The organism is Defluviimonas aquaemixtae, from assembly GCF_900302475.1.
Taxonomy (GTDB): domain Bacteria; phylum Pseudomonadota; class Alphaproteobacteria; order Rhodobacterales; family Rhodobacteraceae; genus Albidovulum; species Albidovulum aquaemixtae.
This window is the reverse complement of sequence record NZ_OMOQ01000010.1, coordinates 1-26153: the sequence shown is the minus strand read 5'-3', so window position 1 is coordinate 26153 and position 26153 is coordinate 1. Positions and strand designations below refer to the sequence as shown.

Annotated in this window: 22 protein-coding genes and 1 pseudogene; 7 read left to right on the top strand and 16 right to left on the bottom strand. The window is 61.0% G+C overall.

Annotated elements, in window-relative coordinates; translation table 11 throughout:
• Window positions 1–239 precede the first annotated feature (239 nt).
• Window positions 240–1118, bottom strand: coding sequence for a LysR family transcriptional regulator (locus DEA8626_RS20620; protein ID WP_108855126.1), 879 nt, complete (start codon window positions 1116–1118; stop codon window positions 240–242).
• A 124-nt stretch (window positions 1119–1242) separates the two neighbouring features.
• Between DEA8626_RS20620 and DEA8626_RS20615 the strand changes: the two genes are divergently transcribed.
• Window positions 1243–2214 carry an NAD(P)H-quinone oxidoreductase gene (locus DEA8626_RS20615; protein WP_108855125.1) on the top strand — a complete coding sequence of 324 codons (972 nt, stop codon included), beginning with the start codon at window positions 1243–1245 and terminating at the stop codon, window positions 2212–2214.
• A 109-nt stretch (window positions 2215–2323) separates the two neighbouring features.
• Here DEA8626_RS20615 and DEA8626_RS20610 read toward each other — a convergent pair whose 3' ends face one another.
• From DEA8626_RS20610 to DEA8626_RS20565, 10 genes are all read right to left on the bottom strand, one after another.
• On the bottom strand, window positions 2324–3799 hold the full coding sequence (locus DEA8626_RS20610) for an ATP-binding protein (RefSeq protein WP_146188913.1): 1476 nt from the start codon (window positions 3797–3799) through the stop codon (window positions 2324–2326).
• 404 nt (window positions 3800–4203) lie between these two features.
• Window positions 4204–5724: a tripartite tricarboxylate transporter permease gene (locus DEA8626_RS20605; RefSeq protein WP_108855123.1), complete on the bottom strand. Its 1521-nt coding sequence runs from the start codon at window positions 5722–5724 to the stop codon at window positions 4204–4206.
• A 48-nt stretch (window positions 5725–5772) separates the two neighbouring features.
• Entirely contained in the window at window positions 5773–6276 is a 504-nt protein-coding gene (locus DEA8626_RS20600) for a tripartite tricarboxylate transporter TctB family protein (RefSeq protein ID WP_108855122.1), read from the bottom strand.
• A 39-nt stretch (window positions 6277–6315) separates the two neighbouring features.
• Window positions 6316–7284 (bottom strand): Bug family tripartite tricarboxylate transporter substrate binding protein, encoded by a 969-nt coding sequence (locus DEA8626_RS20595; RefSeq protein ID WP_108855121.1) that lies wholly within the window; start codon window positions 7282–7284, stop codon window positions 6316–6318.
• A 109-nt stretch (window positions 7285–7393) separates the two neighbouring features.
• Window positions 7394–8251: a universal stress protein gene (locus tag DEA8626_RS20590; protein ID WP_108855120.1), complete on the bottom strand. Its 858-nt coding sequence runs from the start codon at window positions 8249–8251 to the stop codon at window positions 7394–7396.
• Window positions 8252–8264: 13 nt separating this feature from the next.
• The gene (locus DEA8626_RS20585) at window positions 8265–9932 is read right to left on the bottom strand and encodes a formate--tetrahydrofolate ligase (RefSeq protein ID WP_108855119.1); all 1668 of its coding nucleotides are present in this window, start codon (window positions 9930–9932) and stop codon (window positions 8265–8267) included.
• Window positions 9933–9955: 23 nt separating this feature from the next.
• On the bottom strand, window positions 9956–10885 hold the full coding sequence (locus DEA8626_RS20580) for a methionyl-tRNA formyltransferase (RefSeq protein ID WP_245890957.1): 930 nt from the start codon (window positions 10883–10885) through the stop codon (window positions 9956–9958).
• Window positions 10882–12156 carry a formyl-CoA transferase gene (gene frc / locus DEA8626_RS20575; protein ID WP_108855118.1) on the bottom strand — a complete coding sequence of 425 codons (1275 nt, stop codon included), beginning with the start codon at window positions 12154–12156 and terminating at the stop codon, window positions 10882–10884. Before frc ends, DEA8626_RS20580 begins: the two co-directional genes overlap by 4 nt.
• Before the next feature lie 12 nt (window positions 12157–12168).
• Window positions 12169–13914, bottom strand: a complete 1746-nt coding sequence (oxc, locus tag DEA8626_RS20570; protein ID WP_108855117.1) for an oxalyl-CoA decarboxylase — start codon at window positions 13912–13914, stop codon at window positions 12169–12171.
• Between the two features lie 27 nt (window positions 13915–13941).
• Window positions 13942–14658 (bottom strand): GntR family transcriptional regulator, encoded by a 717-nt coding sequence (locus DEA8626_RS20565; protein ID WP_108855116.1) that lies wholly within the window; start codon window positions 14656–14658, stop codon window positions 13942–13944.
• Between the two features lie 188 nt (window positions 14659–14846).
• Between DEA8626_RS20565 and DEA8626_RS20560 the strand changes: the two genes are divergently transcribed.
• From DEA8626_RS20560 to DEA8626_RS20545, 4 genes are all read left to right on the top strand, one after another.
• Window positions 14847–15389: a hydrolase gene (locus DEA8626_RS20560; RefSeq protein ID WP_108855115.1), complete on the top strand. Its 543-nt coding sequence runs from the start codon at window positions 14847–14849 to the stop codon at window positions 15387–15389.
• 21 nt (window positions 15390–15410) lie between these two features.
• Window positions 15411–16604 (top strand): ADP-forming succinate--CoA ligase subunit beta, encoded by a 1194-nt coding sequence (gene sucC / locus DEA8626_RS20555; protein ID WP_108855114.1) that lies wholly within the window; start codon window positions 15411–15413, stop codon window positions 16602–16604.
• A 4-nt stretch (window positions 16605–16608) separates the two neighbouring features.
• Entirely contained in the window at window positions 16609–17508 is a 900-nt protein-coding gene (gene sucD / locus DEA8626_RS20550; protein WP_108855113.1) for a succinate--CoA ligase subunit alpha, read from the top strand.
• A gap of 166 nt (window positions 17509–17674) precedes the next feature.
• A complete protein-coding gene (locus DEA8626_RS20545) occupies window positions 17675–18730 on the top strand; it encodes a ketopantoate reductase family protein (RefSeq protein WP_108855112.1) in 1056 nt (351 codons plus the stop codon).
• Between the two features lie 154 nt (window positions 18731–18884).
• Here the strand turns inward: DEA8626_RS20545 and DEA8626_RS20540 are convergent, their stop codons facing one another.
• The 5 genes from DEA8626_RS20540 to DEA8626_RS20520 form a co-directional block, all read right to left on the bottom strand.
• Window positions 18885–19235 carry a hypothetical protein gene (locus DEA8626_RS20540; protein WP_108855111.1) on the bottom strand — a complete coding sequence of 117 codons (351 nt, stop codon included), beginning with the start codon at window positions 19233–19235 and terminating at the stop codon, window positions 18885–18887.
• 11 nt (window positions 19236–19246) lie between these two features.
• Window positions 19247–19876 carry a hypothetical protein gene (locus DEA8626_RS20535; RefSeq protein WP_108855110.1) on the bottom strand — a complete coding sequence of 210 codons (630 nt, stop codon included), beginning with the start codon at window positions 19874–19876 and terminating at the stop codon, window positions 19247–19249.
• A gap of 11 nt (window positions 19877–19887) precedes the next feature.
• Window positions 19888–22128, bottom strand: coding sequence for a xanthine dehydrogenase family protein molybdopterin-binding subunit (locus DEA8626_RS20530; RefSeq protein ID WP_108855109.1), 2241 nt, complete (start codon window positions 22126–22128; stop codon window positions 19888–19890).
• 3 nt (window positions 22129–22131) lie between these two features.
• Window positions 22132–22596: a (2Fe-2S)-binding protein gene (locus DEA8626_RS20525; RefSeq protein WP_108855127.1), complete on the bottom strand. Its 465-nt coding sequence runs from the start codon at window positions 22594–22596 to the stop codon at window positions 22132–22134.
• A gap of 291 nt (window positions 22597–22887) precedes the next feature.
• The gene (locus DEA8626_RS20520) at window positions 22888–24726 is read right to left on the bottom strand and encodes a cation:proton antiporter (protein WP_108855108.1); all 1839 of its coding nucleotides are present in this window, start codon (window positions 24724–24726) and stop codon (window positions 22888–22890) included.
• Between the two features lie 153 nt (window positions 24727–24879).
• Here DEA8626_RS20520 and DEA8626_RS20515 point away from each other — a divergent pair, with 153 nt between their 5' ends.
• Window positions 24880–25830: a LysR family transcriptional regulator gene (locus DEA8626_RS20515; RefSeq protein ID WP_108855107.1), complete on the top strand. Its 951-nt coding sequence runs from the start codon at window positions 24880–24882 to the stop codon at window positions 25828–25830.
• Window positions 25831–25959: 129 nt separating this feature from the next.
• A pseudogene (locus DEA8626_RS20510) lies at window positions 25960–26153 on the top strand (hypothetical protein); the annotation flags it as partial.

Here is a 26153-nt window from a genome sequence, read left to right as displayed (position 1 = left end):
GATACTCGATCAGAAGATCCCGCCGCCGCGGACCATCCCCCAACAGCGCCCGAACCTCCGCCCAGGCCCCGTCCTCCAGCTGACGACCCTTCGGAACCCGACGACCCCGGCCCCGACCAGACTTCCAAACACCAATATCGTCGTCCAATGCCATGGTACCTCGCGCTGTGGTATACCAACTGTCGCAGACAACTTTCATAACTTCCAATATCGATTTTGGAAGATGTCATCCGCTGCCGTTATAGTGACGCCCTTACTGCAACGCGCAGCGCCTGCAGCATCGGGGGTATCGGAAACTGGACCTTGATCGAAAGTCCGATCGCATGGGCAGCCTCCGGCTCCACCAAGGGAAGCTGTACCGTGGTTTCGAGCGAAAGAAACATCTCGGCAACGCCGCGCGGGGCGATCGTGGCGGCGCTTCCACTTGCAACCTGGGCCAGGACGGCCGTGAAGCCGTTTGCTTCCATGACGATGGTGGGAGCCAGGCCAATCTCAGCGAAGACCGAATCGATGAACTGGCGGTTTCTCATGTCGCGGGTCAAAAGGCACAACGGAAGCGCGGCCGCTTCGGACCAAGATATCTGCCCGGACCGACGCGGCGCCAGAGCTTCCGGCGCGATCAGCACATAGCTTTCATCGTAGAGCTTCTCGGTCGCCTCAGGATCAGCGTCCTCGAAATACATGATCCCCGCATCCAGCGAATAATCGTTCAGCCTTATCTCGATCTGCCTCGTCGACAGAGAATGAATCTCGACGGTCAGGTTGGGATGAAGCCGGCGCAGCTGAGCGGAGACCTTGGCCGCGAACGGCAAGGTGGTTGGAATGGACCCAAGGCACAACTTTCCACTGAGATTGCTTTTAAGAGCGTCTACTTCCTGCCGCATACCGTCGAGATCGGCCAGCACCTTTCGCGCCCATTTCAGCACGACCTCGCCTTCGCGCGTGAACCCCATGAACATGTTGCCGCGCCTCACCAACGGCAGCGCGAAGGCTTCTTCCAGCTTCCGGATACGGGCAGAGAACGCGGGCTGGGAAATGCCACAATCATCCGCCGCGCGCGAAAAATGTTTGTGCCGCGACAGCGACACGAGTATCTGCAGATCACGGATGTCAGCCATCAGCCCTTCGCGACTTTCCGTTTCCCGTTCCGTATGGTGCGAACCCGCGTGACTGCAAGACTAGGCTTAGCATGGACAGTGTTCCAGCCGAACCGACCGAGGGAGCAAAGAAGTGCCAAAAAGCATGAAAACGATCGAAATGAACGGCGCCGGGGCGGCGGACGTGCTGACGATCGGGGCCCGGGATATCCCTGAAATTCGTGACAGCGAAGTGCTGGTGCGAGTCATTGCCGCAGGCGTTAACGGTCCAGACCTGGTACAGCGGCGTGGCCACTATCCGCCGCCGAAAGGGGCTTCGGATCTTCTGGGGCTGGAGGTCTCGGGCGAAGTCGCGGCGGTCGGCGCGAATGTGTCGGGCTGGAAAGTCGGGGACCGCCTCTGCGCCCTGACCAATGGCGGCGGATACGCGGAATACAGCGCGGTCGACGCCACTCATTGCCTTCCCATACCCAAGACCGTATCGGACGTCGACGCCGCCGGGCTCTGCGAGACCTACTTCACTGTCTGGAGCAATCTCTTCTTCGAGCAGAAGGTGTCCGAGGGACAGGTCCTTCTGGTTCATGGCGGCGCTGGTGGCATCGGATCGACCGCAATCCAGCTTGGACGTCAGCTCGGGATGTGCGTGTTCACCACGTGCGCGAGCGCCGAAGACTGCGCTTATGCCGAAGCGCTTGGCGCCGAACGGGCGATCAACTTCAACAAAGAGGATTTCGTGGAGATCGTGCGGGAAGCGGGAGGCGCCAATCTTATTCTGGATATTATCGGCGGCGACTACGTGGAGCGCAATATCAAGGCCGCGAGCCACGATGCAAGGATCGTACAGTTGGCTTTCAATGCCGGCTCCAAGGTCGAAATCAACCTGATGCCGATCATGCTGAAGCGACTGATTTATACTGGCTCCACGCTTCGCTCGCGGCCCGAAGCATTCAAGAGCGCGGTCGCCGCCGACCTGAGGAAAACGGTCTGGCCGCTTTTTGCCAAGGGGCGGCTCAAAACTCTGACCCACCGAGTCTTTCCCTTTGAAGAGGCCGCCGCCGCGCACAAGATGATGGAAGCGGCGTCACATCGAGGCAAGATATTGCTGTCACCAGCCTGACTCCCTCCCGACGGGCCACGAAAGCTAAGCTGACGGGCCGAGCATCAATTCCGGCACCTTGTGCCGCGGGGTGCTGAGTGTCGGACCCGTCGACAAGCTAGAAACTAGATCACTCTCCGCCCCACGCGCCGACCGTGAACTTTCGTTCCCGCTCGGCGTCCAACTCCAGTTTCGTGCCGCCGAGGCGTGCCGAGTCCTCATCGCCGTCCCCGCCAGCCGTGGGAGATACATGAGCACATGGCAGAGAATTTTTGGCAAAGAAACCATCGACCTCGTAGTCGCATTTTCCGTCGCGCGTGTGGCCAAGAACCTCGAGCGTCCGCTGGTCCAGGAAAGTCACATCGGTGATTTTCTCGATACAATCGGCCAATATGTCGCTCTTGGCTTCGTCCGTTTCCATCAGAACCTCATCCGGCCCCTTGGCGTCGATGTTGACCGACCGATAGCGCGTGAGGCTGCGCATACAGTCCACGTCGAGCACGGTAAGCTTGTCGTTCCAGCCGAAGGCCGCCGTCCGGGGTGGTTGGCCATAAGGTACGCTGTTGTCGAGAAACTCGAAATGCACCGTCTGCCGTTCCTTCTTCACCCAGGTGAAGAACAAGTTGGGCATGCCGGTATAGGCTTCGATGTTGTGATAGAGAAGGTCGTCGACCGCCTTGTACCTTCCCGTTTCGAGTCCCCGCTTCCAGGCTCGCTCGACGGTCTCCGCTGGAGGCGTGATGACGAAGAACATGAACACCGTGTCACCGAAACGGCTCAGCAAGCGTCCGTCGGCCTGCTGTTTCGCAACGGATTCGAAGCTGTCGAACCGGAATCTGTCGATCAGGAGATGCGGCATCTCCGACCGCATTGCCTTGGCTTCCATGTAACCGTCGAGTTTTTTATCGATGATCTCAAGCTCTTGCCCAGTCAGCATAGCGGCGTACTTGAAACCGTCGCCGAGGCTATCGTAGTCGAGAAGAAACTTGCGCCAGTAGTCAGGGCTGACGAGCGCGAAGTCCTCCCACGGAAGTCCGAGCCGCTCCGCGAGCTTCCGCTGAAGCGGGCGAATTGTGCTCTTGCCGGCAGCCGAGGCGCCTTTGACGTTCAAGACGAACGGTGCGGTCTGGAACGGAAGGAAGCGATAGCCTTCCGCCGTCACTGCTTCGCGAATGATCGGTTCGATCATTTCGCCGATTTTTTGGCTTCCGTAGGAATTGCATATCCAGTTTGTAGCCAGGCGGTTGACCATGCTCTTGTCGCCCATCAGGCGTCCACGCTGACCCACGATCCCGGCAACAATCGTGTGAAGGCCCTCGAGGCAGGCCCGTTCGAAAGGTAACGCAGGCTTCGCCAGCACTTCTTGCCATTCCGAGATCGCTTCGATTTCCGGCAGAGTTTTTTCGACAGGCGCCCGCGCCTTCTTTGCAAATATCCGCGAAAGGAAGCCTTGCTGATCTGCCTGCGTGGACGCGCTGCGAGTATAGATCCCGCGCTCGAGATGCTCATCCAGCGCGTGCTCTACCTCCCGCCTGAGCGCAGAAAAGGCGTGCTCGAGCTCCGTCATCCGGGGTTCCACGTAGCCCTTGAGGATGCGCTCGGCCATGCCGCGCAGGTTCAGACCCAGATCTTCGTAGTTGGGCCCATCCGGCACGCAAAGATCGGCGGTCACCCGAATAAGTATCTCGTGCACGGCCAGCCGAGGCACTGTGAAAGACACCATCTCCTGCGGCTTCAGACCGCAGAAGTCTGCAGCGTTTTTCGCCTCCTCATAGCCGACATGTGAATTTTCGGGATCATAGAGCGTCACGTGCGGCAGAAGCGCGGCAGGGATATCCGAACTCAGTCCGGGGTTCCACGAATTGAACTGTTCTTTCGGCTTGGCCACTACCATGGAGCTTCGCACTGCCCTTTAGGTCCCGGCCGCCCCCGGATCGTCAAATGGGGGACGGCGTACCGCAACGCGCCGCACCCTTTCTGTTTATCGTTGAACACTGCGGCGCTGATGGATCACACTCCCCTCGCACGCGGACTGCGGAACTTGTCGCGCATCAATTTGAACAGGGGTAGCAGGATCAGGATGATCGCGATGATCGTGATCGGCCCGGCAATCGGCCGGGTAAAGAATATCGACGGATCGCCGGACGACAGAAGCAGCGACTGACGCAGTGTAGGTTCGGCGATCGGCCCGAGCACGATCGCGAGAACAGCCGGAGCGAGCGGATAGTCGAACTTGCGCAAGAAGAAGGCGCTCAGACCGAAGAGGATCATCAGCCAGACGTCGTGCATGTCATTTGTCGCCGCGTAGCCGCCCACGACCGAAAGAACGAAGATCATCGGCGCGAGGATCGTGAACGGCATCCTCAGCATCCAGATGAAGAGCGGGATGAACGAAAGATTGATCAGGAGCGCGAAGACGTTCGACACGTAGAACGAACCAATCAGGCCCCACACAAACTCAGGCTCGTCCGTGAATAGCCGCGGCCCCGGCGTTAGTCCCCAGATCACCATGCCGCCGAGAAGTATTGCGGTTGTGGGCGAGCCGGGAATGCCCAGCGTGAGCATCGGCAACATGGAGCCAGTCGATGCAGAGTTGTTCGCGGCTTCAGGCGCAGCAACCCCATCGGGATTTCCCTTTCCGTAGGAGTCTGGGTCCTTCGATGTCAACTTGGAAACGCCATAGGCCATGAGCGATCCCGGCGTTGCGCCGGCGGCAGGAAGGATTCCGACGAAGAACCCGAGGAACGACCCGATCGTCGTGCCCTTTGCGCCCTTGCTCATGCCTTCCACGGAGTCGGCAACGATGCCTTTGAGACTCATCTTGGCTTCCGTCGTCGTGATCTTGCCCCGGGTCGTGTCGATGGTCCAGAGCATCTCGCCGATACCGTAGACACCAATCGCCAGCACCAAGAAGTTGATCCCGTGCAGGAAGCCGGAGATGTCGAAGAACACCAGGCGCGGAGCGCCCGATATCTCGTCGAAGCCGACGGCGGCGAACACGAGGCCAAGGCAGATCGACAGGACCGTCTTTGGGATGTCGTCTCCGCCCAGGCCGACGAACGTGGCGAACGCCAAGAGCATTAGCGCGAATATCTCAGGCGCACCGAAATTCAGCGCGACAGAGGCAAGCATTGGCGCGAACAACGTGAATAGGATTATCGAAACCGTGCCGCCGACGAATGACGCGAGCGCGGCCGTCACCAGCGCTAGGCTGGCGCGCCCCTTAAGCGCAAGTGGTCGGCCGTCGAACGTCGTCGCGACCGCGGTCGAGGCGCCGGGTATGCCGAGCGTAATCGAGCTGATGGCCCCGCCATACATTGCGCCGTAGTAAATTGCCGCGAGAAATATGATGGCGGAGGCGGGAGGAACCAAGAAGGTGATCGGCAGCAGGATCGCCACGCCGTTCACCGAGCCGAGCCCGGGCATCGCTCCGATGAACAGTCCCAGCGTGACGCCGATGACGATCAGGACGAGGTTGAGCGGCTGTATCGCTTCCAACAAACCGCCCGAGAGAAGTGCAAGAATATCCATGGCTTAGATTCTACTCCCTCGCCCGCGTGGGCGTCCGCATCAGGTGCGTCAGTAGATGAAGGTGTTCAGCATATTGAAGAACGGCTCTGTGAAACGCATGCCCTTCGGCAACGTGATCCGCATGGCCGCTTCGAAGAAGAAGAAGAAGATGACCGGCGTGAGGATCGAGATGATCAACGACAGTCTCAGAGTGTGCCGCCCGAGAAACCACAAGTAGTAGAAGAGGAAGCACATCATCGCGCCGTACATCGAGATGATCCCGATAAGTGCGACGAAAACGAAAATGCCTCCGAAAACCTGCACCAGCATCTTGCGCCCCTCCGCGTCGAGGACGGGCTCTGTGGATTGGGAAGGCGGCGATGTCCGCCTTGCAGCATTGAGCATGATCAATGCCGTGCAGATCAGAATGATCGCCGAGAGCCAGAACGGCCACGCCCCGCCTCCCGGTCCTTCGCCCTTGATGTAGCCGATGTTCAACTCGGTACTCTTCCACATGATGTAGATGGACAGGACAGCCAAGATACCGGCCGTTATGAACTCTCCACGCCGCATGTTGACCTCCCTAAGTACCGTTGCATCGGCGCTTTGGGCTTATTCGCCCATTGCTGCCAGCAGCTCTTTGTGGTTCTCGATCTGAGTCTGCCAGTACGTCTTTTGCTCGTCCGGGCTCATCCACAGCGGCGAGAGGCTTTCGCTTTCCATGTAGCCCTGCCACTCCTCGGTATCGTAGATGGTCTTGAAGAGGTTCTGGTAGTACTCGGCCGCTTCAGCCGACATCCCCGGAGCACCGACGACGGCCCGCTGGTTGTAGTAGCTGAAATCTTGGCCCAGCTCCTTCACGGTCGGCACATCCGGGAAGGCCGGCAGGCGCTCGTCCGAGAAGGCCAGGAGCGGCACGACATCGCCCGCGGCGTAGAAGCCCTTGGTTTCCGCCGGGTTGTTGACGGTTGCCATGATCTGCTGGCCCGCAAGGTCCTTGGCCACGTCGCCGCCGCCCTTGTAGGGGATGTACTTCACCTTGATATCGAATGCCTGTTCCATGAAGGCGATCACGATCGAGTCTTCCTGGCCCTTGCCGGTGCCGCCCATGACGTATTCGTCCGAGGACTTTACCGTCTCGAGCCACTGCTCGAACGACGTGATGCCGCTGTCCTTGTGAACCCACAGGACGAACGGATCGACGCCCATCATCGCGATCGGCGTAAAGGTCGACACGTCGATGCCAAGGTTCGCTTGCCGCATCGGCGTCGTGAAGAACGAGTTCAGCGTCACGAGGATCGTGTGATCGGGATCGTTCGTGCCGTTGAGCGCGATCAGCGCCTCTGCGCCGGATCCGCCGCCCTTGTTGTTAGGAACGAGCGGGCGGGTGGTAAGGTCCTTCTTCTCCGCCACCGACTGGAGGAAGCGGGCGATCTGGTCAGCGCCGCCACCGGCCCCAGCCATGATAACGAAGTCGATGGGCTTGTTCGGCTCCCAGGCCTGGACCGCACCGGAGAGCGTCATCAGCCCTAGCGCGGCTGTACCGACAATTTTGGACAGTAGGTTGGTTGTGGTAGCCATTTGGTCCTCCCTTTGGCTTTAAGTCGTGATGCGAGTAGGTTTCCCGCCTTTGATGTGGCCGTTCTCGGTGCGACCTTTCCTCCCTCTCTTCCGCCGCAGCTGAACCAGGTCAGTGATTCAACAGCACCGGCAATTTCGCCGTATCCACTACGGTCTGCGTATTTCCTCCAAACACGGTTTCCCGCTCATGACTGTCGCTATATGCGCCCATGATCATCATATCGGCGCCAACTTCTTCGCTGGCCCGCAAGAGCTCAGAACCGATCTTCCGGCTTGCTGAGAACGTGTGGATGCCGGCCTTGATTCCGTGCAGTTCGAGGTAGGACACCAGTTCCTCCGCAGATGTCCCGGGCCCCGCGTCGGAGCCGTTCGAAAGGATCCAGATCGCGTCGGCGCCGCGTAGTACGCTCGCGCACTGCGCCAAGGCGCGCGCCGCTTCCGCGCTTCCGTTCCAGGCGATGCTCACTTTCGCGCCCAGCGATGGCGGTGGCGTATCCGCTGGCGGGCACATCAGAACCGGCCGGCCGGAATGGAACAGGGCGGCCTTCAACGTATTGTGGCCGAGGTTCCGGTCACGGTCCGGCTTGGCAACCGCGATCATGTCGGCCAATCTTCCGTGTCGCTTGATCACGTCGACCTGCCTGCCGGATTCCTCGATGAACGACACCGTCGCGGCCTTGCCGATGTTCTTTCCTGACGCATCCAACTTCAGCTTGGATGCCAGCGCCTCGAGTTCTCCGCGGAGGCCCGCCTCCTCCTGATCCGCGACCTGGTATGATTGCTTGATGATCTGTTTGCGCAGGAAGTCCGGGATGTGAACACCGTAGGGCATCAGATCTTCTGGCCGCGGCCGGCAATGGATGACCTCGATGTGGGAAACGTGCCGATGCGCAATCGCGGCTGCATGGGCGAGGACGTTATCGCCCTTGCCGTCGCCTCTGACCGGAACCAGTATCTTGCGGATCACGTCGCTTCCTCCCTCAGAACAGGCCGTCGATGAGACCGTCCCTGTTGATCCGTATGGATTCCGCAGACGGAACCCGCGGCAGGCCGGGCATGGTCATGATCTCGCCGCAGATCACAACGATGAAACCGGCCCCGGCGGATAGCCGGACCTCGCGGACCGGAAGGCTGTGGCCGCGCGGCGCGCCGCGGCGGTTGGGGTCGGTCGTGAACGAATACTGGGTCTTGGCCATGCAGACCGGCAGATTGCCGTAGCCTTGCTCTTCCCACTGCTTAAGCTGATCGCGGATCTTCTTGTCGGCCAGCACCTCATCCGCGCGATAAATCCGCTTGGCGATCGTCTCGATCTTCTCGAACAACGGCATATCGTCGAGGTAAAGCGGCGCGAACTGGGCCGATCCGCTCTCGACGATCGACACGACTTTTCGGGCTAGATCCTCAGTGCCCTTCGAGCCGTGCGCCCAGTGCTTGCACAACACCGCTTCGGAGCCCTGAGAGCCGACGTAGTCCTTGATCGCCTGCACCTCGGCGTCGGTGTCCGACACGAAGTGATTGATCGCGACCACGGCCGGCACGCCGAACTGTTTTACATTCTCGATGTGCTGGCCGAGGTTGGCGCAGCCCTTCTTGACCGCCGCCACATTCTCGGTCCCGAGATCGGCCTTGGCGACACCGCCGTTCATCTTCATGGCGCGCACTGTCGCGACGATGACCACTGCCTCGGGCTTGAGGCCCGCCTTGCGGCACTTGATGTCGAAGAATTTCTCCGCCCCCAGATCGGCGCCGAAGCCCGCTTCCGTCACGACATAGTCGGCGAGTTTCAGCGCCGTCGTCGTCGCGACGACCGAGTTGCAGCCATGCGCGATGTTCGCGAACGGGCCGCCATGCACGAAGGCCGGATTGTTCTCGAGCGTCTGGACGAGATTGGGTTGCATCGCCTGCTGCAAGAGCACGGTCATCGCGCCGTCCGCCTTCAGGTCGCGCGCGTAGACCGGCGAGCGGTCGCGGCGATAGGCCACGATGATATCGCCCAGGCGCTTCTCGAGATCGCGCAGGTCGGTGGCGAGGCAGAGGATCGCCATCACCTCGGAGGCCACCGTGATGTCAAAGCCCGTCTCGCGTGGGAAGCCGTTCGCGACACCGCCAAGATTGACGACCGTTTCCCTGAGCGCCCGGTCGTTCATGTCCATGACGCGGCGATAGGGAATGCGGCGGATGTCGATGTCGAGCTCGTTGCCCCAGTAGATGTGGTTGTCGAGCATCGCGGCCAGAAGGTTGTGCGCTGCCGTGATGGCGTGGAAGTCGCCGGTGAAATGGAGGTTCATGTCCTCCATCGGCACGACCTGGGCATAGCCGCCGCCCGCCGCGCCGCCCTTCATGCCGAAGTTCGGGCCGAGCGACGCTTCGCGGATGCAGATCGCGGCCTTCTTGCCGATCGCGTTCAGCCCGTCGCCGAGGCCCACGGTCGTCGTCGTCTTGCCCTCGCCCGCAGGGGTCGGATTGATCGCAGTCACCAGGATGAGATGTCCGTTCTTGTTCTTCGCCAGCGACTTGATGAAGGCCTCGGATACCTTGGCCTTGTCGTGACCGAACGGCAGCAGGTGCTCCGTCGGGATTCCGAGCTTCGCGCCGATCTCTTGGATCGGCTTCTTCTTGGCTTTGCGGGCGATTTCGATGTCAGACATGGTTTCCTGGCCAATACATTGTTTCAAGAACCGAGCATGTCGCCCGCGGAAAGGCCGGCGGATGCCGCCCAATCGGTTGCCGCCACCTTGCCGCCCCCGGCAGGTCGGACACGTTTGATGAGGATGCGGCCGCCGATGCATTGCACGGTCACACCGTCGTCCGATATCTCGATCACCTTGCTGGACACGCCGTCACCCATGACGCGGGCGCAATCGAAGACCTGTACTTCTTCGCTTTTCAGCGTGGTCCATGCGCCGGGTGCAGGGTTGGTTCCCCGGATCAGGTCGTAGACCTGCCCGACCGGCTTGTTCCAATCGATATGCGCATGTTTCTTGGTGCAGCGCCGCTCGTAGGTCGCCTCGGTCTCATTCGGCACGATGCGCGGCGGATTGCCTGCCCGAAAAAGGTCGCAGACCTGAACTACGGATTCGACCGCCGACGGGTAGATCTTCTTGAAGTAGAGGTCGATTACCGTGTCGTCGGGGCCGATCTCGCATTCCCATTGCAGCAGGCTGTCGCCCTCGTCGAGCCCATCGGACGGATAGAACCAGCTGTAGCCGGATTTCTTGGAGCCCATAATGATGGGCCAGTTGACCGCACTCGGCCCGCGATGCAGCGGCAGGAGCGACGGGTGAAAGCAGATCGAACCATGCGTCGGCGTGTCGCGCGCGGCTTCGGGAACGAAGACATTCACGAAAGCCATGACCATCAGATCGGGCTTGTAGCTGGCCAGCTTGTCCACCGTGGCCTTGTCGTCGAAGTTCGCGGGCTGTTCGACCGGAATCCCCTTTTCCAGCCCATGTTCCTTGATCGGATCGATGGGCTTGCCCTCCCGGTCGGGCTCACAATAGACGCCGACCACCTCGTCGCGACCCTCATCGAGGATCCGGGCCAGGCAATCCTTTCCGAATGCCTGCTGCCCCATGACGATGATGCGCATTTTGTCGCTCATTCCGCCGCTTGCCGCTTCGCGTCACCGACGGCGCCGCTTTCGATGACCCGGGCGAGGTCTTCACCCGAGTATCCCAAGACCTTCTCGAGGATTTCTGTTGTGTGTTCGCCCAGAAGCGGCGAGCGCGTCACCTTTACCGGTGAGTCCGACAGCTTGATCGGGCAGCCCACGGTCACGTAGCGACCGCGTTCAGGGTGGTCGACGTCAACGATGGTTCCCGTCTTTCTTAGGCCCTCATCCTCCATGATCTCTTTCATGCTGAGGATCGGGCCAACGGGAATGTCGAGCGGATTGCAGATGTCCATGACCTCGAACTTGGTCTTGGTCATTGTCCACTTTTCAATCCGCTCGAATATCTCGTTCAGTTTGTCCAGCCGTTCCTTTGGAGTTGCGTACCCGGCTTTCGTCTTCCAGTCAGGTTCGCCAATCACATCGCAGACCTTTTCCCAAACTGCGGCCTGGGTGATGAAGTAGGTGTAGGCGTTGGGGTCCGTCTCCCATCCCTTGCACTTCAGGATACGGCCCGGCTGGCCGCCGCCCGAGTCATTGCCCGCCCGCGGTGTTGCATCGCCGAAGGGAACACCCTCGCCGTACTGCGAGTATTCGGTCAATGGACCAGCCGCCAATCGCTGCTGGTCGCGTAGCTTGACCCGGCAGAGATTGAGAACCCCGTCCTGCATCGCCGCCGAAACCTTTTGGCCGCGCCCGGTCTTTTCCCGCTGGAACAGAGCGGTGACGATGCCAAGGCAAAGATGGAGGCCGGTGCCACTGTCGCCAATCTGCGCACCGGTCACGAGCGGTGGGCCATCGACGAATCCCGTGGTCGAAGCCGAACCGCCAGCACATTGCGCGACGTTTTCGTAGACCTTGCAATCCTCGTACTTGCCGGGGCCGAACCCCTTGATCGAAGCGAGGATCATGCGCGGATTGATCTCCTGCACCCGCTCCCACGAAAATCCCATCCGGTCGAGGGCACCCGGCGCGAAGTTCTCGACCATGACGTCGCATTCTTCGATCAAGCGCGTCAGAACCTCCTTGCCGGTCTCATTCTTAGAGTTCAACTCGATCGACCGCTTGTTGTGGTTGAGCATCGTGAAATAGAGACTATCGGCCTCGGGAACATCGACCAGCTGTTTGCGGGTGGCGTCGCCCACGCCGGGCCGTTCCACTTTGATCACGTCGGCGCCAAACCAGCCCAGGAGCTGCGTGCAAGTCGGGCCAGATTGCACATGCGTGAAGTCGAGGATCTTGATCCCTTCCAGAGCTTTCATCAGAGCCAGTCCTTACTTTTTCTTCGAGACGACGGATTGCGGATTGAGATTGCCAATGCGACCGGATTCGGTGCCGGCTTGCGGATCGATGATTGCGTTGACGAGAGTCGGTTTTCCGCTGGCGATCGCGTCGCGAACAGCGCGTTCCAGATCGTCGGGGCTGCGCGCCGTTACGCCTTCACCGCCGAATGCGCGCATCATCATGTCGTACTGAGCTTCTTTGACGAAGACCGTCGTGCCCGGATCGCGGCCCGTTGGGTCGGTGTCGGTCCCGCGGTAGATGCCCGAGTTGTTGAAGATAACCACGCAGACCGGCAGGCCGTAGCGGCAAATGGTTTCGACTTCCATTCCGCTGAAGCCAAAGGCCGAGTCGCCTTCGACGCACACCACCGGATGGCCGGTTTCAACTGCGGCAGCTATGGCAGTGCCCATGCCGATGCCCATCACGCCCCAAGTGCCGACGTCGAGCCGCTTGCGAGGTTTCGACATGTCGATGACCGAGCGTGCGAAATCGAGCGCGTTGGCGCCTTCGTTCACGAGGATCGCATCCGGATGGTCGGCGAAGATCCTCTTCAGGCGGCCGAGCGCACCGTGATAGTCCATCGGAACGTTGTTGTTGACGAGTTTCGGAGCCATCCGTTCGACGTTCTGGGCGCGCTTGGTGTAGACCGCGCCAGTCCATTCCGCAGGCGGCACGGGCCAGTCGTCCATCTTTTCGAGCATGGTGCCGAGAGTGGACTCGATGTCACCCACAAGCGGCGCGTCGATCGGCTGGTTCGAATCCATCTCCTTCGGGTCGATGTCGATGTGGATGAACTTCTTGGTATGGGGTTCACCCCATTGCTTGCCCTTGCCATGGGACAGCAGCCAGTTCAGCCGCGCTCCGATGAGCATTACGCAATCCGCTTCCTTCAGGACGAGGCTGCGGGCGGCGCCTGCATATTGCTCATGGTCATCGGGCAGGAGGCCCTTGGCCATCGACATGGCGATATAGGGCGCGCCGGTCTTTTCGACGAAGGCGCGGACCAGATCGTCGCACTGGGCGTAGGAGGCGCCCTTACCAAGGATGATCAAAGGCTTTTTGGCAGCCTTTAGCAGGCTGAGCGCACGGTCGATCGCCGCGGGTGCCGGGAAATGCGCAGGGGCCGGGTCGACCACTTTGATCAGGCTTTTCAAGCCCTCCGCGGCGCCCATCACCTGACTCAGTAGGCTCGCGGGCACGTCGAGGTAGACGCCGCCCGGCCGGCCGGAGACCGCGGCACGGATTGCCCTTGCAACGCCGACGCCGATATCCTCGGCGTGAAGGATGCGGTACGCAGCCTTGCAGAGAGGCTTGGCGACGGCGAGCTGGTCCATTTCCTCGTAGTCGCCCTTCTGCAGGTCGACGATTTCGCGTTCCGACGAACCCGATATCAGGATCATCGGCCAGCAGTTGGTCGTGGCATGGGCGAGACTCACGAGGCCGTTCAGGAATCCCGGCGCCGAGACGGTCAGGCAAATGCCTGGCTTCCTGGTCAGGTAGCCAGCGATTGCGGCGGCGTTTCCGGCATTCGATTCGTGGCGGAACGAAATCACCCTCATCCCTTCGGCCTGCATCATCCGGCCAAGATCAGTTACCGGGATTCCGGGAACGTGATAGATGTTCTCGATCCCGTTCATCTTCAGCGCGTCGATGATCAGGTGAAAGCCATCGGTCAGGTTTTGGGATTCGGCCTCTTCCGGTCGCTGTTCTACGCTTGCTGCCGCGGATGAAGTCATGTTCGTCCTCGCATTGCCCTTTAGTGTTCAGCCGGCCGCGCCACTTCGCGCGCCGAGCGTCTCAAGCCTCGTCCAGGTCTTGCTGATGTGATCGTGCAGGCGCATCGTATGCTCGCGCACACGGCGCGATGCGAGATCGCCGTCCCGCGCCATCAATGCATCGATGATTTCCATGTGATCGGCGACAGATCGACGCGCGCGATCGCTTTCGCCCATCGCCCTTCGCCGCACCGCTTGCATGTGGGCGAACAGGCCGTCTGCAGTCTTGCTCAGCAGAGAACAGCCCGACAATTCCAGAATGGTCTGATGGAAGGTGATGTTCGCGTCTGAGTATTCCTCGATATCCGCCCGCTCGACGTCGCTGCTATGCCTGATGGCGAAACGGCGCAGGGCATTGAGCTCGGCATCGGTCGCATGTTCGCACGCCAACCGCGCCGCCATGCTTTCGAGTGCCGCCCACGTGACGACCATCTCGAGAATTTCCTCGCGCGTCTTGCGGCACACGAACACGCCTTTTCGCGGAACGATCTCGATCAGGCCGTCCTGCGCCAGTCTCGCCAGCGCTTCCCGAATAGGCGTGCGTGAAATGCCCAGGCGCTCCGCCAGTTGCCGCTCATCCAACCGCAGATCGGCATCGGGCCGATAGATGTCCATCTCTAGAATCGCGTCCCTCAGCACCTTGAAGGTATGATCCTTCAAGGTGAAAGTCTCGGCTATGGGGATGAGCTTTTCGCCGATCGACACGTGCCATTTCCTCCCGAGACACATGTGCGACCGCCTGCGCAGTTCATGCATGTGTTTGGTATACCTTACACCCAACTTTTTTCCGGTCAATCCATTTTTGTAAGTTGATTTCACACAGAAAATAGTTGACACAACACATGGTGGTATACCACATACCTACAATAAACTGGCTTCGGGAGATCGCCGATTTGCTGATCCGGGCACACGATTCGGCGCTCATCGTCATCGACATGCAAGAGCGACTCGTTCCTGCGATGCAGGCCCCCGCCCGCACGATCCGCAACACGCGTCTGCTGCTCAAGGCGGCGGCGAGGACGGGCGTCCCCGCCCTGCTGACGGAGCAATACCCGCAAGGGCTTGGCCAGACCGTTCCAGAGATCAGGAAAGCCGCGGGCGACAACGCGATTCTGCCGAAGATGCATTTTTCCTGCATGGAGGATCAGGGTTTCGCCGGTGCATTCCGATCGCTCGGCAGACGTCAGGCAATCCTGACCGGCATGGAGGCGCACATCTGCGTCGTCCAGACCGCCGCAAGCCTCGTCGAGGAGGGCTTCGACGTCTTCGTAGTGTCAGACGCGACCGCATCACGGACGATCGAGAGCGAACAGGCCTGCCTCGCCCGACTGAGCGCGGGTGGGGTGAGCGTTGTGACGACGGAGATGGTCATCTTCGAGTGGCTCGGGAGGGCCGGTTCGGACGCGTTCAGGGAAATGCTGCCGATGATCAAATAAAGCGGCACCAGGGAGGAACAGATGAATATTCACGAACATCAAGCCAAGGAAGTCCTGAAGAGCTTCGGCGCGCCTGTCGCAAATGGGGTAGTCATCACTTCCCTAGAACAGGCCGAGGCGGCCGTTGGCGCGATGAAGGGGCCGGTCTGGGTCGTGAAAAGCCAGATCCATGCCGGCGGTCGCGGCAAGGGTAAGTTCAGGGAGCTGCCCGGCGACGCCAAAGGCGGTGTGCGCGTCTCATTCTCAGCCGAAGAGGCGCTGGCCAACGTGAAGGAGATGCTAGGCAAGACGCTCGTCACCAATCAGACGGGCCCGGCCGGCAAGCAAGTGAATCGGCTATACGTCGAAGACGGTGCCGACATCGACCGCGAACTCTACCTGTCGATCCTCGTGGACCGCGAAACGGGAAAGACTTCGTTCGTCGCCTCCACAGAAGGCGGTATGGACATCGAGGCCGTCGCAGAGGAGACACCCGAACTGATCCATACGATCGCCATCAATGCCTCATCCGGCTGCACGGACGCGGATGCAGCCCGGATCGCGGACGCCTACAAGCTCGCCGGAAAGGCGCGAGAGCAGGGCACCGCGCTCTTCAAGACACTCTATGATGCATTCACCACCAAGGACATGAGCCTTCTTGAAATCAACCCGCTCATCGTCACCAAGGCGAACGACGTGCAGGTTCTGGACGCTAAAGTCTCGTTCGACAACAACGCGCTCTTCCGCCACCCCGACGTTGCCGCCTACCGGGACGAGACCGAGGAAGACGCGAAGGAAATCGAAGCGTCAAAGCACGATCTCGCCTATATCGCGCTCGATGGCGATATCGGCTGCATGGTCAACGGTGCGGGCCTCGCGATGGCGACGATGGACATCATAAAGCTTTACGGCGCGGAGCCCGCGAATTTTCTCGACGTCGGCGGCGGCGCGTCAAAGGAAAAGGTCACGGCGGCCTTCAAGATCATTACCTCGGACCCGAACGTGAAGGGCATCCTCGTCAACATCTTCGGCGGCATCATGCGTTGTGACGTTATTGCCGAAGGCGTGGTCGCGGCCGTTAAGGAGGTGGGACTAAAGGTGCCGCTCGTCGTGAGGCTCGAAGGCACCAAGGTCGCCGAGGGCAAGAAGATCATCAACGACAGCGGACTGAACGTCATCGCCGCCGACGATCTCGATGACGCCGCGCAGAAAATCGTCAAGGCAGTGAAGGGGTAGGGTTATGTCGATCCTCATCAACAAGGACACGAAGATCATCGTTCAGGGCCTGACCGGCAAGACCGGTACCTTCCACACAGAACAGGCGCTCGCTTACAACGGAACAAAGATGGTCGCCGGCACGCACCCGGCCAAGGGCGGAACCAACTGGACCGGCGCGAACGGAGAGACGATTCCCATCTACGCGAGCGTCGCCGAGGCGAAAGACGCAACCGGCGCGACGGCGAGCGTGATCTACGTGCCGCCCGCGGGCGCGGCTGCCGCGATCGAGGAGGCGATCGACGCTGGCATCGACCTGATCACCTGCATCACCGAAGGCGTTCCGGTCCAGGACATGGTCCGCGTGAAGGAAAAGCTCGACGCCTCGAACAGCCGCCTGATCGGGCCCAATTGCCCGGGCGTTCTGACGCCCGAAGAATGCAAGATCGGCATCATGCCGGGCTCCATCTTCAAGAAGGGGTCCGTCGGCGTACTCTCGCGCTCCGGCACGCTCACCTACGAGGCCGTGTTCCAGACAACACAGGCGGGGTTGGGCCAGACGACGGCCGTCGGGATCGGCGGCGATCCCGTGAAGGGCACGGAGTTCATCGACGTGCTCGAACTCTTCCTCGCCGATCCCGAAACCAAATCGATCATCATGATCGGAGAGATCGGCGGCTCTGCCGAAGAGGACGCCGCGCAGTTCCTGACCGACGAGGCCAAGCGCGGACGCAGGAAGCCCACGGTCGGCTTCATCGCGGGTCGAACGGCGCCGCCCGGCCGGACGATGGGCCATGCCGGCGCCGTCATATCGGGTGGAAAGGGTGGCGCCGAGGAGAAAATCGAAGCAATGCGGGCCGCGGGAATCCAAGTCGCGCCGTCCCCCGCCAAGCTTGGCGAAACGCTGGTCGAGATGCTTCGCTGAACAGGCTGGCGCGCGGGCCGGAGCGCGGGCCGCCGACCGCGCGCCTTTGTCGCTTTGATAAGCGTCGGCTACATGGCTATCCCGGTTCTCGAAAGGTCGGGTTTGGAACAGACAGTCCAGGTCAATTCGCGATGTAACCCGACGACGATTGGAAGGGAAATGCGCAGTGGCCTACAACATCCTCATTCTTGGCGCCTCCTATGGCTCCTTGCTCGGAACGAAGTTTGTCGCGGCGGGCCACAACGCCACGCTTGTCTGCCGCGCAGAAACGGCCGCTCTCATCAATTCCGAAGGGACCGAGGTTCGGATCAAGCTGCGCGATGAAGACGCGCATCGCAGTTTTTTCTCCAAGTCCCTTGCGGGGAGGTTGGACGCGTCGACACCCGAGGACGCACGGCCTGAAAACTACGATCTCGTCTGCCTCGCCATGCAGGAGCCGCAATACTCACACCCTGCGCTCACCGATCTGCTCGCTCGGATCGCAAGGGCAGGAATTCCGTGCATGTCGATCATGAACATGCCGCCGCTTCCGTATCTGAAGCGCATTCCCGGATTGGATAGCTCACGGCTGAAGGAGGCGTTCCTGAACCCTGAGATCTGGGATGCCTTCGATCCGAGACTAATGACGCTTTGCTCTCCGGATCCTCAAGCGTTCCGCCCGCCGGAAGAAATGGCGAACGTCCTGCATGTGGGTCTTCCCACGAATTTCAAGGTGTCGAAGTTCGACGATCCGAAGTTGAACGCCGTGCTCGAGACGCTCGAGGCGGATATTGAAGCATATCGTGTCGACGACAAGGACGTTCCGGTGAAGCTCCGGGTGTTCGACTCCCTGTTCGTTCCATTTGCGAAATGGGCGATGCTTGCGACCGGCAACTATCGCTGCATTACTACAGACGGACCCCGGTCCATCCGCGACGCGGTTCACGGCGATCCCGCGAAGTCGCAAGAGATCTATGCGTTCGTAAACGGCCTCGTCGAGAAACTCGGCGCCGATCCAGGGGACCTCGTGCCATTTGAGAAGTACGCAGCGGCGGCGAAGAATCTCGTTAAGCCCTCGTCTGCCGCGCGTTCGGTCTACTCAGGGGCTGTCTATATTGAACGTGTCGACAGGCTGATATTGCTGATCGCCGAAGCGTTGGGCACCTCACATCCTGCAGTGTCGGAGACAGTGGCGATCGTTGATCACAAACTGTCCTCGAATGCGCTTGCAGGCGCTCGGTAGGACTTCTGTATTGAACTCCCCCGTTTCACGGAGGGTTCAGAACCAGCGGATAGCGACGCACTGGACCGGCAGAATGTGATCACGCCCGATCCTGAAAAACGGATCGTTCGGTACCAGCGCGCCGATGCAGCACGGAACGGCGACTTTGAGCGCGTTATGTCTCCGAGTGCGCTGAAGGACGGGACCACAAGACACCGAACAGGACCGCCGCGGCGATTAGGTTCGTTGGAATGATCACCCAGAGAACGATGGCGACGAGTCCGGGCGAAGACGTCGCGCCATCGAGTGCGAGGACGAGGCCCGCAAGCATGCCGAGGAACGCGAGATACGCCGCCAATCGATGGCCACGCAGCAGGCCAAGACCGAGCAGCGTCCACAGAATAATCGCAACGAATATGTGCGTTCCGAATTTCTGAAACGATAGTATCAAGATCGGCAGGTGCAGAGCCGCAGACAGAAAGAGGAGGATCGCGGCGGTATGGTACTTGCGTTCAGTGCGGGTCATCTCGGGTCTCCTCACTCCGTCGGGCAGGGTTGACCGGCGGTTCCCCACGCCAGCACGTCGTTCACGTGATCCTGCAGCGAATAAGGTGCGGGTTCTCGCCCGCCGCCCGGCTGCCAGCCCCAAAGAACGAATCCAAGATGACCGGCGTCGTCAACGAGATGCTGAGCCAGTTCCATCCAGTCGCGCCCGCCGGTCCGCTTGGGATCAGACAACTGGGCACAGACCTCGCTGGCGGATCTGCCGAACCACTGGAACTCGACCGGTGGCAGCCGCCAGTCCAGCCCCGCATGCGGCGGCGCATGCGGATCGCTTTCAAGGTTTTGGCTCGTCCGGTGACAGGTCGAACACAGCAAGGTTTCCGCCCCAATCCGGCTTTCACCAGCATTGATGTTCATGCCGTGCGGCCGGACCGGCCCTTCGCTGCCGCCGAACCACATGGGCACGTTATCCGCGCCCACATGGCAGTTCGCGCAACGCGGATGGCTCGTCACCTCGTAGATCCGATCGAACGCGGCCAGTCCCTGTTCGGGCAAAATTGATCCCGCAGCGGGCGGCTCGATCGTGGCGGGTGGATTGCCTTCGGCAAGGGCGAGCGTCGGAAGAACGGTGAAGACAAGGGCCGCGATGGGCAAGAAACGCATTGGCGGCCTCCTCAGGCGAAACGAATATGCTTGTTGAACGGCATCTCGCGGATGCGCTTACCTGTCGCGGCGAAGATCGCATTGGCCAGCGCAGGCGCAGCGGGAGGCACCGGCGGTTCGCCGATTCCCCGAACCTTGTGGCCGTTCTCCAGCCCGCGGACGATGATTTCGGGACACTGGTAAAGCCGCATGCCCTCGTGAGCGTGGTAGTTGGTCTGCTCGGCCATCCCGTCGGAATAGGTGATTTCCGAGTTCATCGCGTGGCCGAGGCCCCAGACCACCCCGCCCTGCACGAGGTTCTCGAAGTTTACCGGATCGACGATGGTGCCCACGTCGCAGGCGACCCATACCTTGTCGATCCGGACGCCCGCGTCGACGGTGGTCACTTCCACGACTTCGGCCACAGGAACACCGAAGCTTTCGACGAAGGCAACGCCGCGCCCCTTCCCGGGTGCGAGTTCGCCGCCCCATGACGACATCTCGGCCACGGCTTCCAGCACCTTGCGCGAAACGTCGTGCCCCATGAGCCGGATGCGCTCCTCCATCGGGTCGGCGCCGGCAGCATGAATCAGCTCATCGAGGAAGCTGTCAAAGAAGAAGCCCGCGCCAGCCGCGCCCACCGACCGCCAGGACGAGACCGGCGCAAGTTCGGGCACGCGGTAGGCCCGCATCCGGAAATGCGGCAATGCGTAGGGGTTGTTCCAGGACCCTGCGGCGATCTGCGCATCCGGTCCCGGAACGGGGATGTTGGCCCGGCCCAATTGCGACGCTATGACGGAAGGCGCGGCGATTGATAGGTCGATCCCTTCGACACGACCATTCGCCACGACGCCGCGCCCCCGGCCCATGGCGATGTGGCGCGGAAAGTCGTGGGCGAAGTCCTCCTCGCGCGAATAGGTCAGCTTGACCGCCGTGCCGCGCATCTGGTTTGCGATTTCTGCCGCTTGCTTCAGGTACTCGAATTCCAGTCGGTGGCCGAAGCTGCCGCCGGCGTACTGATTGTGGAAAGTAACTTGCCCCGGTTCATGTCCGGTGAGCGCGGCGACAAGCACCTGCAATTGACGAGGCACCTGATGGCCGGTCCAGACCTCGACCCCTTCGTCCGTGACCCGCACGATGGCATTCAGCGGCTCGAGCGGCGCGTGGGCGACGTAAGGTGAACGGTATTCGGCCTCGATCACCTCCGCATCGGCGAGTGCCGCCTCGATGTCTCCGTCGTCGCGCCACTTTCTGTCGAGCAGGTCATCTGAAAAGGACGCTGCGAGCGTCTCCCAATGCTGCGCCTGCTCGGCCGGATAGGGCGCGGGGCCCCAGTCGAATTCAATGGCGTTGGCGGCCCTGATAGCCGTCCAGGTGTTGTCGGCAATGACCGCCGCGCCGCCTGTGATGTCCAAGACCCTTCGAACGCCCGGCATCGCCAGTGCGGCGCTCGGGTCATATCCTTTGATGCCGCCACCCTTGCGCGGGTTCACGCGGAGCGCGGCATGAACCATATCGTCCGTGGCAAGGTCGATGCCGTAGGTCTGCGTGCCAGTCGACTTCGCCACGACGTCAATCCGCTCCATCGGCTGGCCGATCAGTCGCCATTCGGAAGGGTCTCGTAGCGGCGCGTTCTGCACCGGCTCGATCCCGGCGGCTTCGGCGGCGAGTTCGGTGTAGGGGATGGCCGTGCCATCAGGCAGAATGACTTGTGCAGAGGCGGTCTTGATCTCGTCGACCGGAACTCCGGACCGCTTCGAGGCCGCCAGCTTCAGCGTCTCGCGCGCCGACGCGCCCGCCTGCCGCAGCTTGTCGAAACTGTCGGGAATTGTTGTCGAGCCTCCAGTGCCCTGCAGACCTATTAGCTTCACCACACCACCCATCACTGACCGGATGGATTCCGCCGCGAAGCTTTCGTCCGTCGATTTGAACGGCACGCCCTCATCCGCCATCGCGGTATTCCAGTAGGCGGCACTCGGGCGGCCGAAGGACGTCGAGAATTGGCCAAAATCCACGTCCAGCTCTTCAGCGATGAGTGCGGCCTGCGAAGACGCGACACCCTGGCCTAGGTCCGCGTGCGGTCCGATCAGCGTGATGCCGTTAGCGTCGATCTTGACCCAGGGGTTGAAGACGGCCTCGCCTTCTGCACGATCCTCGATCAGCGGGTTTTCAGGCGCGCGGCGGACCGCATAGACGCCGAAGGCGACACCTCCCGCGATGGCGACCGATCCTATCAGGAAGCCGCGGCGCGCAATTGTGCGGAGTCTTCCCATGGCTCAGCTCCTCATCTTCTCGGCAGCGGCATGAACGGCCTCGCGAATCCGCGGATACGTCCCGCAGCGACAGAGGTTGCCGGACATGACGGCGTCAATGTCCTCGTCCGACGGATCCGAATTCATCGCGAGAAGCGAAGCGGCCTGCATGATTTGACCCGACTGGCAATAGCCGCACTGAGCGACCTGCCGCTCGATCCAGGCTTCTTGCACCGGATGGAGCGAATCTGGCGTTCCGAGGCCTTCGATCGTGGTGATTTCCACCCCGTTAAGCTCGCGCGCTTCGACCTGACAAGCGCGCACCGCAATCCCGTCCATGTGAACGGTGCAGGCCCCGCATTGCGCGATGCCACAACCGTATTTGGTTCCCATCAGACCCAATCCGTCGCGCAACACCCAAAGTAGGGGCATGTCTTCGGGCACGTCGATCTCTCGCCCTGCGCCGTTGACGGTGAATTTCGCCTTCATGGGAATCCTCGCATTGTTCAGTCGGCAAGCCGCAGCGGAATGAATACCATCGACCTCGCTTTCGGAGATCAGCATATCGCATCAAATCTCTTGCATGTCGCGCCAAACTGGCCAAAAAGCCTGGCACGCATGCGCGTTCGCGCTAGCTCGACCGTGAAGTCGAGGTCTAGCCATGCCCCAGCTACGTCACAAGCGAATGGGCAACAACTGGCGACGGCGCATAGTTGATTTAGGCGGTTCGTCATCTTGTAGGCAGCATGCGCGGTCGCAATTCCGGAACAGTGTGAGTCTTCAGTCCGCGGCAGCTTCGTTTTCTGCAGTGGCTTTCGATGAAGGCACGCTGGCTGGAACGAGTGAAATGATGCGCGCGCCTGCCGGCACTGTCGGATCGCCGTTGCTCGGGAAGGTTAAGTCTTGCGTGCGGGAGAGCGTCGCGAAGACAATTGCCTCGGGGTGCTTCTCGCGCCAGTTCTCGAAGCCGAACTCCTCGCTGATGCGCGTCACGCGAAAAGTCCATCCGTCGCGCAAAAGCTGTTCGTAGGCTCTGTAGCCGCGACCGGCGCCAATCCTCTTCCCACCAAGCTGCGTTGGCAATGCGTGGCGCGAGTCGGCGTCGCGGGCGCGCTCAAGCTGCCAAACATTGTCGCGGCCAAATTCAGGGGCGAGGTCGGTCGTCACCAGGGTGTTGTAGGCATCGTTGTCGGTCATCGCGACGACCACGCGGAAGGACAGGAATTCGACTGAGTTCTCGGCCGCCTCGCCCAGAATATCGCCGTAGAATGTCGGTATCCCCGCCGTGCGTGCACGGAACAAATGCGAATGGTTCGGATCGGCGATCAACACCGGCACCTCAGCCTTCGCCAGCGCTTCGGCCAACGCTGTCGATAGCCGTGAGCCGCCGACGAGCAGCACGCCCGCCGTTTCACCGTCCGCGAGTCCGAGCCAGCGCGCCAGAGGAGTCAGCGTGAAGCCATGCAAAACGACCGTGGCCGCGACCAGAGCGAAAGCCAGCGGTCCTATCAGAGCGCCGTCCGCGACATCGGCCGCGACCAGTCGTTCGCCGAATAGCCCCGCGACGGCGACGAGGACCACGCCGCGGGGCCCGGTGAGTGCGATCAACAGTCGCTCTTTCCAGGGAACAGCAGTGCCGATAAGGGAAATCAGGACTGTGGCCGGCCGAGCAAGCAGTGCGACGACAGCCACGAACAGGACGGCACGCCACGTCAGCTTGCCAAGCGCCGCGAAATCGAGCGAGGCAGCAAGCAGGATGAACACGCCGGAGACCAAAAGCACGGTCGCGTGTTCCTTGAAGCGGCGCAGTTCCTCATAGGATGGGAGATCGGCATTCGCTATCACCAGACCCATCACGGTGACGGCCAGAAGACCGCTTTCATGGAGCACGTGGTCGGACAGCGCAAACGCCGCCAAGAGAACGGCGAACAACACCGGCACCTTCATGTATTCAGGGATACGTCCGCCCTTGAAAACCTTTACGATTCCGTAGCCGGCCGCGAGCCCCACCATGGTCGCAAAGCCCATTCGCGCCGCAAGGTCGACAAAGCCGTTTGTATCGCCCCCCAGCCTAGTTAAGACGACGTGAAATGCCGCGACGGCGGCCATCGCGCCAATCGGATCGTTCACGATCGCTTCCCACTGAAGAAGCGCGGCGGGGCGCTTCTGTAGCCGGGCGTGGCGCAGCAATGGCGCGATGACCGTTGGTCCTGTCACGATCATGATGCCTCCGAAGACAGAGGCGGCCTCCCAGCCAAGGCCGGCAGCGTAGTGCAGGGCGAGCGCCGAGAGCAGCCAGCCAAGCGGAGCGCCAATCAGCACCAGGCGCAGCACGCCGGCGCGGGCATCTCCCAACTTGTGCAGGTTCAGCGTCAATCCGCCTTCGAACAGGATCACCGCGACCGCCAAAGCGATCAGTGGCGGCAATAGTTCCCCGAATTCCTGGGCCGGATTGAGAAGGCCGAGCACCGGTCCAACCAGTACGCCAGCAACCAGCATCAGGACGATGGCGGGAAGCTGAAGGCGCCAAGCCAACCACTGCGAACCAACTCCGAGCGCACCAACAAGCGCAACCGCGGGTACAGTTCCGAGAGAGCTCGCCGCCTGTTCGATCGCCATACGTACCACCTTCATGCTGTCTGACGCTGCACTGCGACCAAGACATTGGCGCATGAACTACTCGGCTGCCGAGACAGGCACAAGTTGCGCGTGTAGCGCGAACACGACGACGGCGGAATTGTGAATGCCTGTTGCCTGGCCTATGCAGTTTGCATGGATATGGCACTCATCAAGACGTTTCTCGAAGTCTCAGCGACGGGCTCATTCGTGTCGGCGTCGGAGCGGCTGTTCGTCACGCAGTCCGCAGTATCGCTACGAATTCAACGGCTGGAGGATAGCCTCGGCAAGCCGCTCTTCACCCGGTCGAAAGCGGGGGCGGAATTAACGCCAGCAGGCCGAGAGTTCGAACACTACGCGCTATCGCTGATCCGGATATGGGAAGAATCACGCCAGCAGATCGCCATTCCCGAAGGTTTCACGCGCAGCATCAATATCGGCGCCCAGTATTCGCTGTGGCCGCGGCTTGGCTTCCGGCTGATCGATCGGCTCAGGGATCTCGCACCCGATCTGAGCGTGCGCGGCGAACTCGGGATGCCCGACCGCCTTACCCGGATGCTCATCGAAGGGGCGATCCAACTGGGCCTTCTCTACATGCCGCAACTGCGCCCCGGGCTGGTCGCCGAACAGGTGATGGAGGAAGAACTGGTCCTGGTCGCGACCTGGCCGGACGCCGAACTGAAAAATTTGTCGAACTACGTGTTTGTCGATTGGGGTCCGGAATTCGTTCATGCCCACGCACTGGAGCTACCCGCGCTGACCAATCCGGGGCTGACTCTTGCGCTTGGCGCAATGGCGGCCGATTTCATCGCCCGCCGCAAAGGGGCGGCTTATCTGCCTGCGCGATACGTGAAGCGATTCATTGATGAGGAGCAGCTTCATCTCGTTCCCGACGCCCCGTCCTTTCCCTATCCGATCTGGGCAGTCTGGCGCGAAGATCTGGAAGTCGACATCGCCGATGCAGCAAAGAAAGCGCTCAAGGAGGTCGTCGGGTCCCTCGATGTCGAACAGGATGAGGTGATCGACGAACTACGCGAGATAAACTCGGATCACATGGTGCACGAACTCGGGAACGCGCATTTGTCTGAAGGTAACAAAAACTCGTGATATAGATAATTATTTTGAATTTTACTTATACTGAGTCCGACCCTATCTCCCCGCTCAACGGATAGCGCCGCGGTGGTGCGTCCGATGGCTCCGCCCCGAAACGGGCGGAAAAGTGGAAAGGACTGAACCATGGCAAAATTCGCCAAACTGGGGACCGTCTCGGCCCTTGCACTCGCTCTGGCCGCTCCGGCCTTCGCCCAGACCCTGGTCGGCGACCGGGATCTGGATGACCGCATCTCGGACATCGAGATCGAAACCCAGCGCAACATGGCGCGTTCGAGCGACAGCGTCCGCTACACGTTCGGCACCGGCGAGCGTTCGTC